The organism is Citrobacter sp. Cpa228 (assembly GCF_030333085.1).
Lineage (GTDB): Bacteria > Pseudomonadota > Gammaproteobacteria > Enterobacterales > Enterobacteriaceae > Citrobacter > Citrobacter pasteurii.
The window spans coordinates 299,738-314,989 of the sequence record NZ_JAOWGQ010000053.1; the positions used below are offsets into that span (position 1 = coordinate 299,738).

At 45.4% G+C, this 15,252-nt stretch carries 9 protein-coding genes and 1 pseudogene; 1 reads left to right on the plus strand and 9 read right to left on the minus strand.

What is annotated here, in order from left to right; all coding sequences use genetic code 11:
* Positions 1-139 precede the first annotated feature (139 nt).
* The 4 genes and pseudogenes from OGX91_RS17525 to OGX91_RS17540 form a co-directional block, all read right to left on the minus strand.
* Positions 140-2,335, minus strand: coding sequence for a DEAD/DEAH box helicase (locus OGX91_RS17525; RefSeq protein ID WP_286627009.1), 2,196 nt, complete (start codon positions 2,333-2,335; stop codon positions 140-142).
* 47 nt (positions 2,336-2,382) lie between these two features.
* A complete protein-coding gene (locus OGX91_RS17530; protein WP_199947125.1) occupies positions 2,383-3,540 on the minus strand; it encodes a site-specific integrase in 1,158 nt (385 codons plus the stop codon).
* A gap of 621 nt (positions 3,541-4,161) precedes the next feature.
* A complete protein-coding gene (locus tag OGX91_RS17535; RefSeq protein WP_199947126.1) occupies positions 4,162-5,553 on the minus strand; it encodes a DUF2971 domain-containing protein in 1,392 nt (463 codons plus the stop codon).
* A gap of 228 nt (positions 5,554-5,781) precedes the next feature.
* Positions 5,782-6,252 (minus strand): annotated as a pseudogene (locus OGX91_RS17540) (transposase); the annotation flags it as partial.
* Positions 6,253-6,367: 115 nt separating this feature from the next.
* Between OGX91_RS17540 and OGX91_RS17545 the strand changes: the two are divergent.
* Positions 6,368-7,246 carry a restriction endonuclease gene (locus OGX91_RS17545; RefSeq protein ID WP_048797430.1) on the plus strand — a complete coding sequence of 293 codons (879 nt, stop codon included), beginning with the start codon at positions 6,368-6,370 and terminating at the stop codon, positions 7,244-7,246.
* A 754-nt stretch (positions 7,247-8,000) separates the two neighbouring features.
* Here OGX91_RS17545 and OGX91_RS17550 read toward each other — a convergent pair.
* From OGX91_RS17550 to OGX91_RS17570, 5 genes are all read right to left on the minus strand, one after another.
* Positions 8,001-8,222 carry a helix-turn-helix domain-containing protein gene (locus OGX91_RS17550; RefSeq protein ID WP_040229952.1) on the minus strand — a complete coding sequence of 74 codons (222 nt, stop codon included), beginning with the start codon at positions 8,220-8,222 and terminating at the stop codon, positions 8,001-8,003.
* Between the two features lie 2 nt (positions 8,223-8,224).
* The gene (locus tag OGX91_RS17555; protein WP_188231905.1) at positions 8,225-8,686 is read right to left on the minus strand and encodes a hypothetical protein; all 462 of its coding nucleotides are present in this window, start codon (positions 8,684-8,686) and stop codon (positions 8,225-8,227) included.
* Between the two features lie 344 nt (positions 8,687-9,030).
* Entirely contained in the window at positions 9,031-10,305 is a 1,275-nt protein-coding gene (locus OGX91_RS17560) for a restriction endonuclease subunit S (protein WP_199947127.1), read from the minus strand.
* Positions 10,298-11,932 carry an HsdM family class I SAM-dependent methyltransferase gene (locus OGX91_RS17565; RefSeq protein WP_199947128.1) on the minus strand — a complete coding sequence of 545 codons (1,635 nt, stop codon included), beginning with the start codon at positions 11,930-11,932 and terminating at the stop codon, positions 10,298-10,300. The genes OGX91_RS17560 and OGX91_RS17565 overlap by 8 nt, the downstream gene beginning before the upstream one ends.
* Positions 11,926-15,021, minus strand: coding sequence for a type I restriction endonuclease subunit R (locus tag OGX91_RS17570; RefSeq protein ID WP_286627015.1), 3,096 nt, complete (start codon positions 15,019-15,021; stop codon positions 11,926-11,928). Before OGX91_RS17570 ends, OGX91_RS17565 begins: the two co-directional genes overlap by 7 nt.
* Positions 15,022-15,252: the final 231 nt, after the last annotated feature.

The following is a 15,252-nucleotide window of genomic DNA, read 5'->3' on the forward strand; positions in this document are numbered from 1 at the left end:
GGCTGACCAATATTAAAAAACAATAAAAGGAATTATAGGTTCAATTAATATACACCTCGGAATTCAGAGGGAATTTTTCAAGTTATATGAAAGTGAAAGCCGGAGATTACCCATTTATACAGAACCTGGTCAATGATGTTCAATCTTCGTCCCCCATCACCTGACTCAGAGTAAGGCGTTTTGCTCTTAAACTAGTGTGGCATCCTGGCCCGCATTGCTTTCCAGTAACAGATTTACTCATATGTATGATATCCGTCTCATCAAATTCACACGCATCTAAACTACCCCATGGGTTAAGCCCTGAAGTTTGCTCACCAAAATAATATTCAAACGTTCTAAATTTCAGGCCAAAGGGGGCATCTATCTGAACATGAAAATAGCCATCGGTATCCTTTCTTTTCCCTATCTTTTGTAACATCCTTGCAGCCATGTTAGCGGTTACCTGGCCCTTACTCCGAAGCATCTGATAACATGCCGGGGAGCATATTTTTTTAAGGTAACTCTCCATCCCTGTATCCCGACTGGCGCGTAGCAAAGCCTGCCCGACTATACCCGGCGCTGCATTACGTTTCACGCGCGCCCACCCATCTACAGCTTTTACAGTGAGCCGTTTATACAACGAACGGTAAAGAGGGTTATTCAGCATTTCATGGAATGTTAAAACATGAGAAACCTTATCTTCTTCTAAAACATAGAATATCTTTTTCATTGAAGGATCATCTAGAACAGCATGACTAAGGTACTCTGCTGTTTTAATTGTTGCAGCCAGTACCGTTTTATTATTCTCCATATCTTCACACAGCGTATTGAAAGCCTCAGCAACTACTTCACGGGGGGCATCCCAGTCATGTAATCCTCTCCGATACTCTTTGGGTAAAATCTTCACCAACCTGCTTTTTATTTCTTCAATTACGCCCTTTCTTTTACTTGCGGCTAATTCAACTAACGGCCCTTTGTTTATTTTTTCAAGTGTTACAGATGGGTTTATTTTCTTGAATTTCCATTGAGGGAATCGCTTGCCTATGGCAGCGCATAATGATGCTGTCGTACGATACTGATGTTTTTTCTCAAGCTTGAATGTGTGGGCGTAAGCAGCGCCTTCAGACAAACAGAGTTTCATTTCATCATCAAGATAATAGGGATTACCCATAGATAACGTCTTTGCCATCGCATTCAGTTCTTTGACGACCTGAGCATCTGAGCGACCTCGCCAGTATCGATATCTCTGGAGCATATTAAGTAAATCGTTAAGAAATGTAGTACTGTCACCCACCTCGTCCTCCCAGCAAAATATATCACTATCTTTATCATCAGTGATATCTGGCCCCAGGTGATACCACACCTCCGGAATTGTCTTACGAAATCGGCCAATACATTGTGCCATTTCATCAACATGAGCATCCATCCCAACCATATGGACAGAATGGACCTCTTCATTATTGAGGTTAATACCTTCATCCAGTAACGATGTTGTTAACAAAAAATCGATACCCAAAGGGACCTTTTGATTTTTAAGCATATCAACGATACAAATATCCCTTTGCCGCTCCTGATAAACGGAAATAACCTGCTTACCATTCAATATTAAATACTCACTCAGTAACTCTAACTCTTTTTTATTGTTTAACCTTACCATCATGAGTTTTTTATATTTATCATGAATATTTTTCAGATTTGAAAAAAGTGTTTTACTTAAGCCATCCGGATAACGACAGATAGTACACGCCCTACTTATATCAGGTGTTATAAACTGGATCTTACACCAGTCATCAACTGTTAGCTTCAGGCATTTCCCCGAGAAAATAGTTATAGCATCATTATTGTAAGTTGCAGATAGCCCGATAACTTTTTTGAATTTTCGACCTTTTATACAATCGATAATTGTCTGTACGGCTTTGGGTCTGTAATCACCCGCCGTATATATTTTATGACACTCATCAATTACCAATATTGCCTTTTTTATTTTCTTAGCCATGGGTTTACTTAACAAAAGTGGCAGCTTATCGTAAGTCGCGACAATCAGAATGGCCTCAGTATCAATCCCATTGCCGCCACTGGCAAAACACGCTCTGAATTGTGAGTTTTTCAGTAATGATTCCATCTGTACCACTTGAGCGACGGTAGGTAGCAGAAGTACAACTGGCGTTCTGACGCTGGTAACACATTTAGTTATGTACGTTGTTTTACCAACCCCGGTTGGGGCCTCAATATATGTTAAGTAATGACTATTATAGTATGAAGATATTGTCTTGCTGTATTCAGATAGATGTAAACCATCTGAATTTATTGTATAAAAAGGCAAATCAGGCCTATTAATTACAGTTGTTTTTTCCATTTTTTTTCCAGGGAAGATATGGTGCTATTGTAATCCAACGATGACGGTTACCCACATAAAGGAACAGGAATGATACAGGATGCAACTTGTTGGGTTATCTCTCTTAATCGCTCATCGCAAAGATGTGCATAACGCTGTGTTGTTACATGGGATGCATGTCCAAGAAGATGCTGAACTTCATACAATGTGGCACCACCCGATATTGCAGCACTGGCAGTAAAATGGCGTAAGTCATGAATTCGCCATGTGGAAGATAATCCGGCGGCTGTTAGCATTCGTTTAAATGCTTTCTGTGGGTTATTTAGTGGCTGACTGTCATTCTTACCAGGAAAAACATACCGAGATCGAGATTTGCATTTTATATCGTATAACAAACTAACTGCCTGATCGGATAGCTGTATCTGCCGTGATCTTCCTGATTTTGTTACAGGTATTTTCCATGATTTCTCATCAAAATTAATGAATTTCCACTGAGCTGATAATGCTTCTGATTTTCTTACACCCGTAAGTACCAAAAATTTAATTAACGAAGCAGCAACAATATTGCTGTCCTTACGTGCGGACTCCAGCAATTTGATAATATTATCTTTAGATAGGAACTCTGTTTTTATATTGTTCTCTTTTTTAGGTTTGATACGTTTAACAGGATTATCCTTGCAATAGCCCCAATCAATGGCACGCCGATATATACCGGACCACAGAGAACGATGACGATTTATGGTTGAAGGCTGATGCTTCGGTAACAGATTATCCAGATAACTCTGGATCTGCTGATTCGTTATCTTTACCAGAGGTAGTTCGCCGTAGGCTGGTAAGATGGACAGACGAAGCTTTTGTTCGTCTTTATCGGCACTGGCTTTATTGCAATAAGCCCATGGCAGATAATTCTCGTGAACAAAGCGACTTAATGTTAGTTCGTCGTCCGTGACGACCTCCGGTCCCCCGTCATACTGCTTTTTGATTTTCAACGCATCCTGGCGAGCCTGACTCAGGCTAAGTTGAGGGTACTCGCCAAGGCGCAATGCTTTTTTCTTCCCATTGTGCGTAAAGCGCAGGCTAAAAAATTTTCTACCCGACTTACTCACATTGATACGAAATCCCGTAACCTCAGTATCAGAGTACTCGGCTTCTCTTGAGGCTGACTCTGGTGAGTGAGACGGAAGGCTCCTGATTTTAGCTTCGGTAAATTTAAACTTTTTACTCATTGAGTTCTCCATGAAAACAAAAGAGACGAAAATGTCCCCTATATAGTTGTTGTACTTTTTCACGGATTTAGATTTTCCCTTGGTCTTCCTTGGCAAAACAGGTTTCGACAGCGATTGATTCAACTGCAAAATTGCATCTGACTTGGCTAGCCATTCGCATTTTACTTGACCGCCGTTCGCAAATTACCTGAGCATATCCAGCAAAATTATCATTGCTCCCCCGAGGAGCCTGGGAACAAGAGCGAATGTAGCTGAACAGCCGTTCTGTGCCAGGAGCGGAAGTTGGAGTGTCAGAGACTCTCTAAACGTGAACGGTTCGGTCAGGCGGGATACTTACAATTTATCGGCACCCTGAATTGTGGTTGCGTGACATCACGACTCATCTTTTTAAAGAGCAATAATCGGCCCGTACGAATGAACGTCCAAAAGCTCGCCAGTGGAAGGTGGCGCGATTAGCGTGTGATATCGGCGTCAGGAGGGAAATGGTAAAGTTACAAAGGGAATGAGAGAGAAAATATATAGAACAGTAATTATACTTAATTGATCTGTCGGGGGATAATCTGACAGGTTTTCTTGTAGGAAAAGTAACTGTCAGACTATGCTTAAAACTATACAATAAATTTATCGGCGATGTTTAATGTCAATCTCAACTTTATCCATTTTATTCTCCTTGTGATTATAAAATGCCTGGTAGAATTTAAAGTCGAAAATATGGTATTTATCGCATTTATTTACCAATATATTAACAATCTCACATTTGTCAGAGTACGACGTCTTAATGCCAAAAACTATACCCTTAAGAAACTGGAATTCATATCGTACTTTTCTATTAGCGATATCATTTTCGCCAGAGAAAGTTGTTATAATTGCCCTGGCTTCATTTTCTTTACTCCAATGTTCTGTCTTGCAGAAAAAAAATGAATGCATGTTGTGATTGTATTCGTCGAGCCACCTATGATGATTAACATAGCGATGATCATAATAATGGCTTCGTTCTTCACCATCACTTAACCAGCAGTTTTGATAAATGCCACGCTGGATATTTCCTACAGAATTGAAGAAGTTTATCTCTGGGTAATTGCCTGAATAATTAACAGGTTCAATTTTCATGTCTATTGGTTTCGTTCCACCTGTTCGTGTAATCTTTATTACGTTATCTTCTGGGTTCCGTGTATAGGAATCAAGATATTCGGGAGTAGTAGTTTCAAATATCAAGCAGCAGCCTTTATGATTATCTCCATAATAACCCCACATATCGGAGTCGGGATAATTTTTTGTAAAGCAAGTTATATACACATCATTGTAGGTTAATTGGCCCAACTGATTAACAAACTCCTGAGCAAAAAACTGCAAAAGATAATGATAGTTTTTCTTAAATACAATGTTGGTTTGGTTTTCAAAAATTGTTAGATTAGATTCTAATGCTGAGTTTTTATGCATTGCTGCAATTGTGGGTAAAAAATCACTAGAGATAGCATCGATAAAATTAGGATCTAGAGTATAGCAATCCATTTTACTGATTATTTCAAATAATGTGTTGTGCTGTAATTTATTTAATTCAATACAGATCTCTTTTATAATTAAAAGATGTAAGCTGTTAAGGATGAAAAAAAGCTCGTCTTGATGGATTTTTTTATTTTTTTCTGAAAGGCATGTAATTAATTCATTAATGGCGTTTATTCTGAACACAGTGCTTTCTAATGCGTCGTAAGTATTTCTGAAAGAACGGTCTATCCCATTGTTTATATCAAAATTAAATAATAATAAATCAGAGGACAGTAAACTTTCATTGCTTGAGCAGCTTGCTTTTAATAAGCAGTTTGTCAAGTTAAATATGTAATATCTTAACAGATTTCTCCAGACTATTTTATCTCCCTGCCAAAATAAATTTAAGAATCCTTCCTGAGGGTCGTTTAGCTCATCTGGTGATGCGAAAAAAAGCTCCTGATTCTCAAGTTCATGAAATCCATTTAGTAAGGAACTTGTATTTCTTAGTTTAAAAAAAACATTCATACATAACTCCAATTAAATAAAAGGTGATACAGGTAATTAAATCGCTACTGCTTGATTACAATACTACGTCAGTTTTTTATTTTAACAAAATCATTTTTCATTATCTCATTATTTTTAAATACATACGGCAGGAAATTAATTCACAAATCGTGAGACTTATATAGTGGTGAGTATATGTTTGTAATTTGTAAAAATATGTAGATTACTAAATAGCTGCGCTTAATACCGCTACACTTTTGCCAGACCATGTTTCCCTCCAGGGAATGGATTGACCGTATCCATGAAGTGGTTAACTTTTCTCAGAAGCTGCCACATAGAACGGTACTGATGATTGCGGGTTATCGTATCGTGAAGCGCCTGCCATAACCGCTCAACGTGGTTCACACACGGCGAATAACCGGGCTGGTAAATCACACTGAACTTTGGATCCGCTTTTAGCCAGCGCTGCGTTTCCCGGCTTTTATGGATGATATAGTTATCCACGATTAGTGTGATGGTTTTTGCCCGTCGATATGTGGCTTTAAGGTATTAGACGTCAACTACCTTTCCCGTACCGCTGTGTAAGGCTCCGGCAAGATAGTATTTTTCATTCTGGCCCGGCGTGGCTACATGCTTTTGTTGACCGCGAGGTTGCCAGTCTGCGCCGATTTTAGGGTTGAAATGGATGTCCACTTTTCGCTCACAGCGCACCTTCTGCTCAGTTAGTTTGGCCCCGTTCTGCCAATAGCGGAACACGCTAAAGCTGGTGTACAGACGCTGACTCATTTCCTCCTCCACTTTCATACAGTTATACTGTGAAAAAAAGGAGGTAGGCGTGAAACTGAAAATGCAGGATTTGAGGCTGTTTAATCTCGTGTTTGAGAGCGATCCTGGCTGGATACTGGATTTCTCTAACCGCACCTTGTCTGCTTTTTTTGATGAAGAACTAAATATTGATATTGATGATGAACGTTATCAGGAAGAGGGGACGTCAAAGGCCAAACGAGTTAGATGCTTGCTGAAACAGGCTGATCGTGAGACCGCTCTGCGGGTTCTTGGCGCTCTCTGGCAGTATAAAACGGAATCCATGCCTGAACAGGCTGAACAAAGCAGTAATGACTATCTTGCACTGATTTCCCGCTTAGAAAACGCTGACACCGATGAAGCCAAAGGTGTAAAGCCTGTCCAGGCATGGCATGGTGTTGACTGGCCTTCACTTATCGCTGAAATGAACGAGATGAAATCTCTGCCGCCACATCCACGTGGTTTTCGGTTTGAAGCCTGGCTTGCTGAACTGTTCAGTATCTTTAAGCTCGCTCCCCGTTCGTCTTTCCGAAATACAGGCGAACAGATTGACGGAAGTTTCCGACTGAATGACGAATTTTACCTGATGGAGGCAAAGTGGCATCAGAAAAGAACGTCGGCTGCTGATCTCCATGTATTTGAAGGAAAGCTCAGTACCAAGGCAACCTGGACACGAGGCGTTTTTATCAGCTGGATGGGGTTTACGCCTGAAGGTCTGACAGCTTTTGGTAAAGGAAAGCGTGTTATCTGTGTCAGTGGGTATGATCTTTACCACTCACTGAGTCATGGAATCCCTTTGCCCGACCTTCTGGACGCTAAAACCCGGCACGCAGCTGAAACGGGAGAGGCCTATGCTGAGTTCGACCGACTATATGCACTGAAGAACACACAGTTCGGCACACTGAAATAACGGGTTGGGAAGCGGTGACTGCTCCCCGTTGTTTCACACAGAATGCTGCTAGTAATGCCCGCATATCGCTCATAGCTGCCTGTCAATTTGGGTTGCTCTGTCCCGGTTTTCTATTGGAAACGACCAAGTAATTTGCGAATAGGTAGTCAAGAAAAATGCGCATGGGCGATCAAGTGAATGCTAATACCCATCAACAACTCCCCGCCCGCCCCCACACCTGCTCGATGCTGAAGCATTCGAACAGGCCTGGCGAAATTTGACGCCGTGGACCGCCTTAATTAAACGCCGTTCACGGCGTTGAATTTCGATGGGACTGTTAGCCCCCCCCCTGTTTTTAGGTTGATTAGAAAAAAATAATTACTGAAAGTTGGGGGGCTACGGGGGTAGGATTCGAAATGCGTGCTCCGGTCGGCCTCCGGTATTTTTAAGCATTTCAGGAGTGACTGACTCTTACAACCGACTGTTTGCAATAAATAAACAATGGTTGTCTCCGGTTTTTCTCCGTTCCTACGAGTGCAATTGAGATATGAAAGAATGAGGTTTTTGTTGGGTGTTCTTTGCTTTTGAATAAAGGCCATTTGACCTGTAAAACTGCAGGGTACTGTTTGTATTGACTTTATGCCTTCAACCTACTCTGTTCATGGGATTGAAAATCCCCGTGTCCTTGGTTCGATTCCGAGTCCGGGCACCACTATTTAGAAAAACCAGCCCTAGGGCTGGTTTTTTGCTTTTGGGGATTCGACAATTCGGATCCTTATCTCTTATCTGGCTGGGCATAGCGCGAAGGCCAGATTTTTTCCGGCGCAACATCCAACTCCTCCGCGATCAATCTTTCTCCCTTCGGCCAGTGTTTTATCAACGCGTTTGCTAAAGTAGAGGACGCCAGCCCAGATTTGCGGGAAACGGCGGATAACGACGTTCCGCGTTTTTTCAGCGCCGCGATAATGTCGGCGGGATGCCAGTCCAGTTGCATCATGCTCATGCCGCTACCCCGTCAATAAACTTCACACCGTCGGTAGTGCGTAACCAGCGCGGGGCTTTCATTTCCGCGGCGAAGTAGTTGATCAGGTCATACAACAGCCAGCTAAGCAATTTCTCCGTTTCCGAGGAAAATCCCTGCCCCGCCAGCGTCTGTGTCAGGGCAAGGCAGTAGCTGCAAAGTTCGGTACATTCTGGCCCAAACTGAGGGGCGTTTGCGGGGAGGGTATCAACGGTCAGGCTTTCAATAAGATGCGACGGGACGGGTTCTAACAGCGTGGGCTGGAGCAGCGTCAAAGCGGCGTTGAGTCTGCCGCAGAGCGCCATTTTTAACGCGATATCTTTGCTTTCAATCAGGGTTTCGGCGAAGTTTTCGCAGTGGCTGGCAAGGACGGTGAAATCCGTGGCGGCATTGAAGGGAACGGTGAGTAACGGGTGTGTCTGGATGGGGATCGTAGCCATAGTGGCAGCCTCACTGATTAGGTTTTGCAAACCTCACCAGACCGCTGCTAAACGGGGTGGTGAGACGTAACAGGGTTAGCAGACCGGCAATCAGTGAAACCGGCGAGCGCGAACGCTCCCCCGTTACGCCCCACCATAATACGGGGCAATTACGGACGTAAAAAAACCGCACTACGGAAGACGGCGGCTGTCCGCACTGATTAGACAGGCTGCTAAACCCGGCACCGGAATTTGCAGGTGCCGGGGAAAGATACTGCTATCGGTGACAGACGGCAAGCGGTTTTGCGCTGGTCGGCAAGGCGTAATGTTAATCTGGAATCCGCCTCGCAAAACTACTTCGGAGATTATTTTATCGTGACCTGCCCGTTCATTAACAGGGGGAGGAGCCAGTCGCGGAGTTCGGCAAGTCGCTGGTTTTCCAGCTCCAGATTACTCTGGCGGGAAAAGATGTTATTAACCGTTTCCGTATATTTGTTCACGACGGAAATTCCCGGCAGCGTAATTTCAATTTTTTTAAGAACAGCGCCTGAAACCTCTTTGAATGTTGATCCCGACGCATTTTTCACAATATTGGGAAGGCTGTTTTTCACTGCATAAAAAACAAACTCTGATGAATATCCTTTCGAGGGTATAAATGATTTAAACCCCTGATTTGTGGTTACTTCATTTTTTGCAATCGCCATATAACCTATGGGCGCGCGTGAACTCAATAACACTGTACCCATCGGATATTTTTTCAGCGATGCACTTTTTATACCTTCTTCGGATACATCTAATGCTCCACGAGAAATAAACTTATTTCCCTGATTTTCAGAAAGATCGTTTGGTGTGATCCACGGAATACCTTTCGCAGTAAAGTTTTCAGGATCACTCGTTGAGGGGGTACTTCCACCTACAATCTGACCTAAATCATCTAATGTTCCAGACGTCCAACCCACCGGAATTTCCCGTTTCAGCGTGGCGTTATAGACCATCTTCCCACCGGAAGTTTTATACGGTTTTCCGTTGGCATCGGGGAAGTCAAATTGTACAAACCAGTAGTCGTACAGCGTTTTCGCCATGGCTTCCAGTTCGGCGTTGATGCGGTTGTTAAGGTCGATTTTATCTTCAATTGAGTCCAAAAAACCAACAATCTTTCGCTGTACAGTTACATCAGGAATCGAAGCTTTAACATCATAAATTCTATCCGGTGAGGTATGTTTTACCTTTGAACCAGATGAAGTAAGCCTGATTTGCTCTCTAACAGCGCGTGTTCTGAAAAGGTAGTAGACATAATCTTTGAGCAATAATTTAGGATTCGTTGTTATTAACCCTAATCGCTGATTATGCAAATACAATCCAGATTCAGGAACCCGCGCACAACTACCAAGCAAGCCTACAGCCTGTTCTGTCATTGCAACAATCAAATCCCCTTTTTCATGCACATACCCCTCAGGAATTTCACCAGTGTAAAATTTCTCTTTTCCAGGCTGTCTTTTGAAGCCACCTTCTTCATGGAAATTCCCTGGAGTAAGCACAATATACGGAGATTCCTGATCTGAGAAAAACTCGCCTTTAAATGGGAATCCATGTTTTATATGGATTTTCCCTTTCAATTTCTCAACAGGCCAATTACTCATACTTCAACCCCGCCAGCTGTTTCTTAATCTCCGCTTCCAGCTCACGCGACTGACTAAACAAACTCTCCAGATTATCGGTAAACCCTTTCATCTTCGCGGCAAACTGCTCCGGCGTAATATCCGAATACTCAATCTTTACATCGAAATACTGCCCGGCGCTGAACGAATAATTCTTCGCCGCAATCTCATCATAAGAGACCACCACCGAGAAGTCGTCTTCCGTCCATTTATTGTTAAACACTTCGCAGATGCGCTGCTCTTCTTCTTCGGTCAGCACCGTTTTCTGGTTTTTGCCGTCTTTGACCTTTTCACCCAGATTCGAGGCGTCGATCAGCACCACCTTCTCTTTGTTGCTGGCGTCGATAAACAGGATCGAGACGTTGGTCCCGGTGGTGGCGAAGATATTCGACGGCATGGAGACCACGCCCGCCAGCATTTTATTACTGACCAGATGTTCGCGAATGCCTTTATCAATGCCGGACTGGGCGGTAATAAAGCCGGTCGGCACCACCACCGCCGCTTTGCCGCCGGGTTTCAGCGAGAAAATAATGTGTTGCAGGAACAGCTGGTAGATTTCCATCTTGTCCCGCGCTTTGGCCTTGATTTTCGGTAGCCCGGCAAAGAAACGCTGCTGGTTCTCTTTGGTGTCGAGATCGTCACGAAAATCGCTGAAATCCATCTTAAACGGCGGGTTGGAGACAATGTAGTCAAAGCGTTTCAGCTCCTGCCCGTCTTTATGGTACGGGTGCAGAATAGTGTTGCCCTGAATCACGTTCGGGATCGAGTGCACCAGATTGTTGAGGATCAGGTTCAGGCGCAGCAGGCTGGAGGACTTTTGCGAGATGTCCTGCGTAAAGATGCTGCAACGATCTTCGCCAATGGCGTGGGCCACGTTCATCAGCAGCGTACCGGAACCGGCGGACGGGTCGTAGCAGCTGACGTCGCGCACCACGCCCCGCTGCGCTTCCGGCACCAGAATCGCGGCCATGATACGCGCCACGGCGTGCGGCGTGTAGTACTCGGCGTATTTGCCGCCCGCGTTGCTATTGTAGTCTTTGATCAGGTATTCAAAGATGGTGGCGTAGAAGTCGAATTTCTGGCTAAAAATGCGCTCGAAGCTGAATTCCACCAGCTTGTTGATAATCGCCCGGCAGAAGTCATCGCGCTTTGATTCGTCGGTAATAGACTCACTGATACGGTCGAACAAGACAACTTTTGCACCGCCGTTCGTTTTGATAGCGAAAACATCGTTGTTTGTGATAGCGATATCTTTCAGCGTATCGTCGAACAGCTTGGCGAAATCGGGGGCATTTTGTCGGCTGAACAAATACCGGATGAAATGATGTGGTTTCAGATGTGCCGTATCCGCGCTCATTTTCAGCTGTAACTTATCCAGTTGCTCTTCACTCATCTGAGTCAGAGCGTCTTCCCAGCTGTCTGCCTTGTCGATGGATTTATCGACTTTTTTCGCTTCAAAGGCGAACTTGTCATTCAGAAATTTGTAGAGAAATGCCTGAGTAATGATTTTGAACTCGCTGGCATCATTCCCTAATCCGTACTGAGCGCAGATATTTTTCAGGCTGTCGATCAGCGCCTTGGTTTTGTCTCTAAATTCCAGTTCTACCACGTGCGTGCTCCGGTATTAAATTCGTTCAGGTATTCAGCCACAATCAGATGATTGATGTCCTTCGCCGCCTTCGCGCTCAGGGTGATGTGCTGCTGCTCTTCAAAGTGCCTGAGCACGCAGGAGACAATCTGGTTGGCGAAGTAGTTTTCATTGTTGAGGATCTGGCTGTTGTTCAGCACTTTTTCATCGGCGTCCTGCTTGACGCCAAGCAGCGCTTCAAAGATTTTACGCTCCGGTTCGCTGAGGCTGCCGCGTTCCCGCAGGCGCTTGTGGGTGCGGGCATATTTGACGTCGCCGCGATACTTATCGCGCAGCAGGGCGTTCTGGCGGTTCAGCTCTTTGATGCGGTCATGAATTTTATTGAGTGTGCCAATATTCGCAACCATTTCTTGCTGGGTGACTTCGCTGAGTTTCTTTTTCTTAAACAGGCGCTCCAGCTCTTCCTTGAGGGTAAGGAACTGCGGGTCCTGTTGATCGAAGTTGCTGGCCAGCGCTTCACGGGTGCGGCGCAGGGTGTCTTTCAACTGGTCGGCCAGCACCAGCTCTTCTTCACCCACTTTGCGGAATTCAAAGAGCACCTCTTCCAGCGCCCGGTTCAGCAGGCCGGAGATATCCACGCCCTGCTCCAGATCGGCCTTCAGGTTGAGTAAATCGAGACGACGGCTGGCTTCGCGGTACAGGACGTTAAGTTTGTTGAAATCCAGTTCATGGAGGAATTCAACGTCACCCTGAAGCCGGATCAGGTTGTACAGGCTTCGGGCGTTGGCCAGCGCATTCTTCAGCGCCAGCATGGTTTGCCGGTCGTCAATCTGGTTGATCTGGTCGGCGAAAATTTCCGCATTCAGGGTGTTGAACTCAAACAGCGCATCTTTGATCTGTTCGATTTCCTCGCGGATTTCTTCCCGTGATTTAAACAGCCGGGAGTAATGCTCCATTTCATCGCCCAGCTCAGATTGCAGCTCTTCAAAGTAGGCTTTGTTGGTGGCGTCAAATTCCTGGCGGATGTCGGCGAAGTCCACCACATAGCCGTAGCGGAAATCTTTGTAAGTACGGTTAACGCGGGTCAGCGCCTGTAGCAGGTTGTGCTTTTTAATCACCCGCCCCAGATAGAGCTTTTTCAGGCGTTTGGCGTCGAAACCGGTCAGCAGCATGTTGTAGACAAACAGCAGGTCAATGTTGCCCGCTTTAAACGCGTCCACCCAGTCTTTGCGCTCCTGCTTTGTACCCACGTCGTGCAGGATGAGGGCAGCCCGTTTGATGCTTTGCTTTTTCTTTGCTGTGGCAAGGTAAACCACCTCCGGTTCAGCAGCGTGCGCGATAGGGTGTACTTCTTCCGTTTCCGTCACGGCGGGCGTTTCGGCGTAGTGCGCGTTGAACAGCGCCTGCATCTGTTTCGCCTGCTCTGAGCTGTCGCAGATCACCATGCCGCCAATGGTGTCATCATTCAGCGCGCCGCGGCTTTTGGCAAAGTCGGTGATGATGTAGTCGAGCATCGGCTTCACAAAGCTGGGGTGCGCATAGACCTGTTTACGATCCACATCGCCCGCCTGAATTTCCGCGTCCTGCAATGCCCGTTGCAATGTCATCCGGTAGCTGGTGGCGATCTCTTCACGGATCAGGCGCAGGGTGTAACCGTCCGCAATGGAGGCGTTGTAGTAGTATTTGTGAATGTAGTCGCCGAACAGGTCGCGGGAGTTGTAGTCGGTGCCCAGCAGCGGCGTGCCCGTCAGGCCGATTTTAATCGCCTGCGTGTCAGACTGGCTTAAGTTGGCCAGGAAGCTGCCTTTCGGGTTGTAGCTGCGGTGGACTTCATCGAGGAAGTAGACGCGCTGGATGCTGACATCATAATCTTTGGTCGAAACGACGTCCGGTTCATCCCTGAATTTCTGGATGTTGACGACGGTGATTTCCGGTTTGCCCTGATGGTTGTGGATCACCTGCGTGGCTTTAATGTCACGAGCAAAGGCGCTGCGCGAGTTGATCTGGTGGACGGTCAGGCCACGAGCGGTAAACTCCCGGTGCGCCTGCTGGAGTAAATCAAGCCGGTCGACAATGAAATAGAACTTGGGGATCACCTGCTTTTTCTGGAAATAGTCGGTCAGGAAACGCACGCTGTAGTAAGCCAGCGCCGTTTTCCCGCTGCCCTGAGTGTGCCAAATGATGCCTTTTTTCACGTCATTGTTGAGTTTGCGTTCTATCGCTTTGGTGGCGAACAGTTGCGGGTAGCGCATGATGTGTTTCTGGATGCCGTCCGGCTCTGCCACATACGCCAGCGCATAACGCAGGATAAATGCCAGCCGATCGCGGCTCAGCAACGAGGTGCAAATACGATTTGTCGGCCGGTTATGGTCTTTGTTGGTCTGAAATTCCGGGCTGGTGCGGATAACCTCAAGGTTGTTGTCTTTCAGAACCTTCAGCTCTTCATCTTCTGTCAGCGGTTTTAGCAACGCGGTAAGGTTGAAGAGTTCTTCTTCACGAAAGTAGTTGAATTCGGGTTTACTGTAGGAACTGCTGGCATAGAACGCGCCCTGAAGCGGCTCGGGATCGCTGTCGTCATACTCCATGTTATTGGAGAAGATCATAAACTGGGTGATGTTGGCGAAGCGGCGGAATTTCGGGTTCTGGAAGCGCTTATTGATACGCTCCCGTTCCGCCAGAATGCCTTCCCGGTTGTTCGGTTTTTTTACTTCAATAAAAACCAGCGGCATCCCGTTGATCAATAAGGTGATGTCAGGACGAAATTCTTCGTCGCCATTTTCGCAGGTCAGTTCAGTGACGACGTGGAAGCTGTTGTTGTTAAAGTTTTCGAAGTCGATCAGTTTGATGTTGGAGCGGTCGCTCAGCTTTTCAAAGAAGGCCCGGCCTAAGTCTTCGTTATCCAGCAGGAGTTTTGTGTCTTTGAATACGCGTTCGATGTCATCAGGCGCGGTGCCGGGGTTTATTCTGGCAAGCGCGGTGGCGAAAATGTCAGGGAAGATGTTGGTTTCTTTGTCCCACGTTTGCGTTTTGAGCGACAGATAGCGGTAACCCAGTCTTATCAAATGCAGCAGGACGGGGATTTTGACGCGGGTATCTTCGGTAAATTTCATCGTATTCCCTGTTTTATCATTTTGTTGCACTCCGGGCCATGTGGCAGCTGTCGCCTGATGTGCAGTGAACGACGATTATTGTTTAACTTTGCGTCTATGTTACACGTTCTGCTTAAACTGACCGAGTACATTTGAGTTTGCTTGTCTGCCATCATTAATGGTTTATAATTTTTATATTATGTCGATTTAATATCGACATAATATAAAATAATCAAACTAAATATTGTTATG

What these genes read in the sequence shown, in the direction of transcription:
- OGX91_RS17525 (WP_286627009.1), bottom strand. Translation starts at nt 2,335, where the DNA reads ATGGAAAAAACAACTGTAATTAATAGGCCTGATTTGCCTTTTTATACA.
- OGX91_RS17530 (WP_199947125.1), bottom strand. Translation starts at nt 3,540, where the DNA reads ATGAGTAAAAAGTTTAAATTTACCGAAGCTAAAATCAGGAGCCTTCCG.
- OGX91_RS17535 (WP_199947126.1), bottom strand. Translation starts at nt 5,553, where the DNA reads ATGAATGTTTTTTTTAAACTAAGAAATACAAGTTCCTTACTAAATGGA.
- OGX91_RS17550 (WP_040229952.1), bottom strand. Translation starts at nt 8,222, where the DNA reads ATGATGCAACTGGACTGGCATCCCGCCGACATTATCGCGGCGCTGAAA.
- OGX91_RS17555 (WP_188231905.1), bottom strand. Translation starts at nt 8,686, where the DNA reads ATGGCTACGATCCCCATCCAGACACACCCGTTACTCACCGTTCCCTTC.
- OGX91_RS17560 (WP_199947127.1), bottom strand. Translation starts at nt 10,305, where the DNA reads ATGAGTAATTGGCCTGTTGAGAAATTGAAAGGGAAAATCCATATAAAA.
- OGX91_RS17570 (WP_286627015.1), bottom strand. Translation starts at nt 15,021, where the DNA reads ATGAAATTTACCGAAGATACCCGCGTCAAAATCCCCGTCCTGCTGCAT.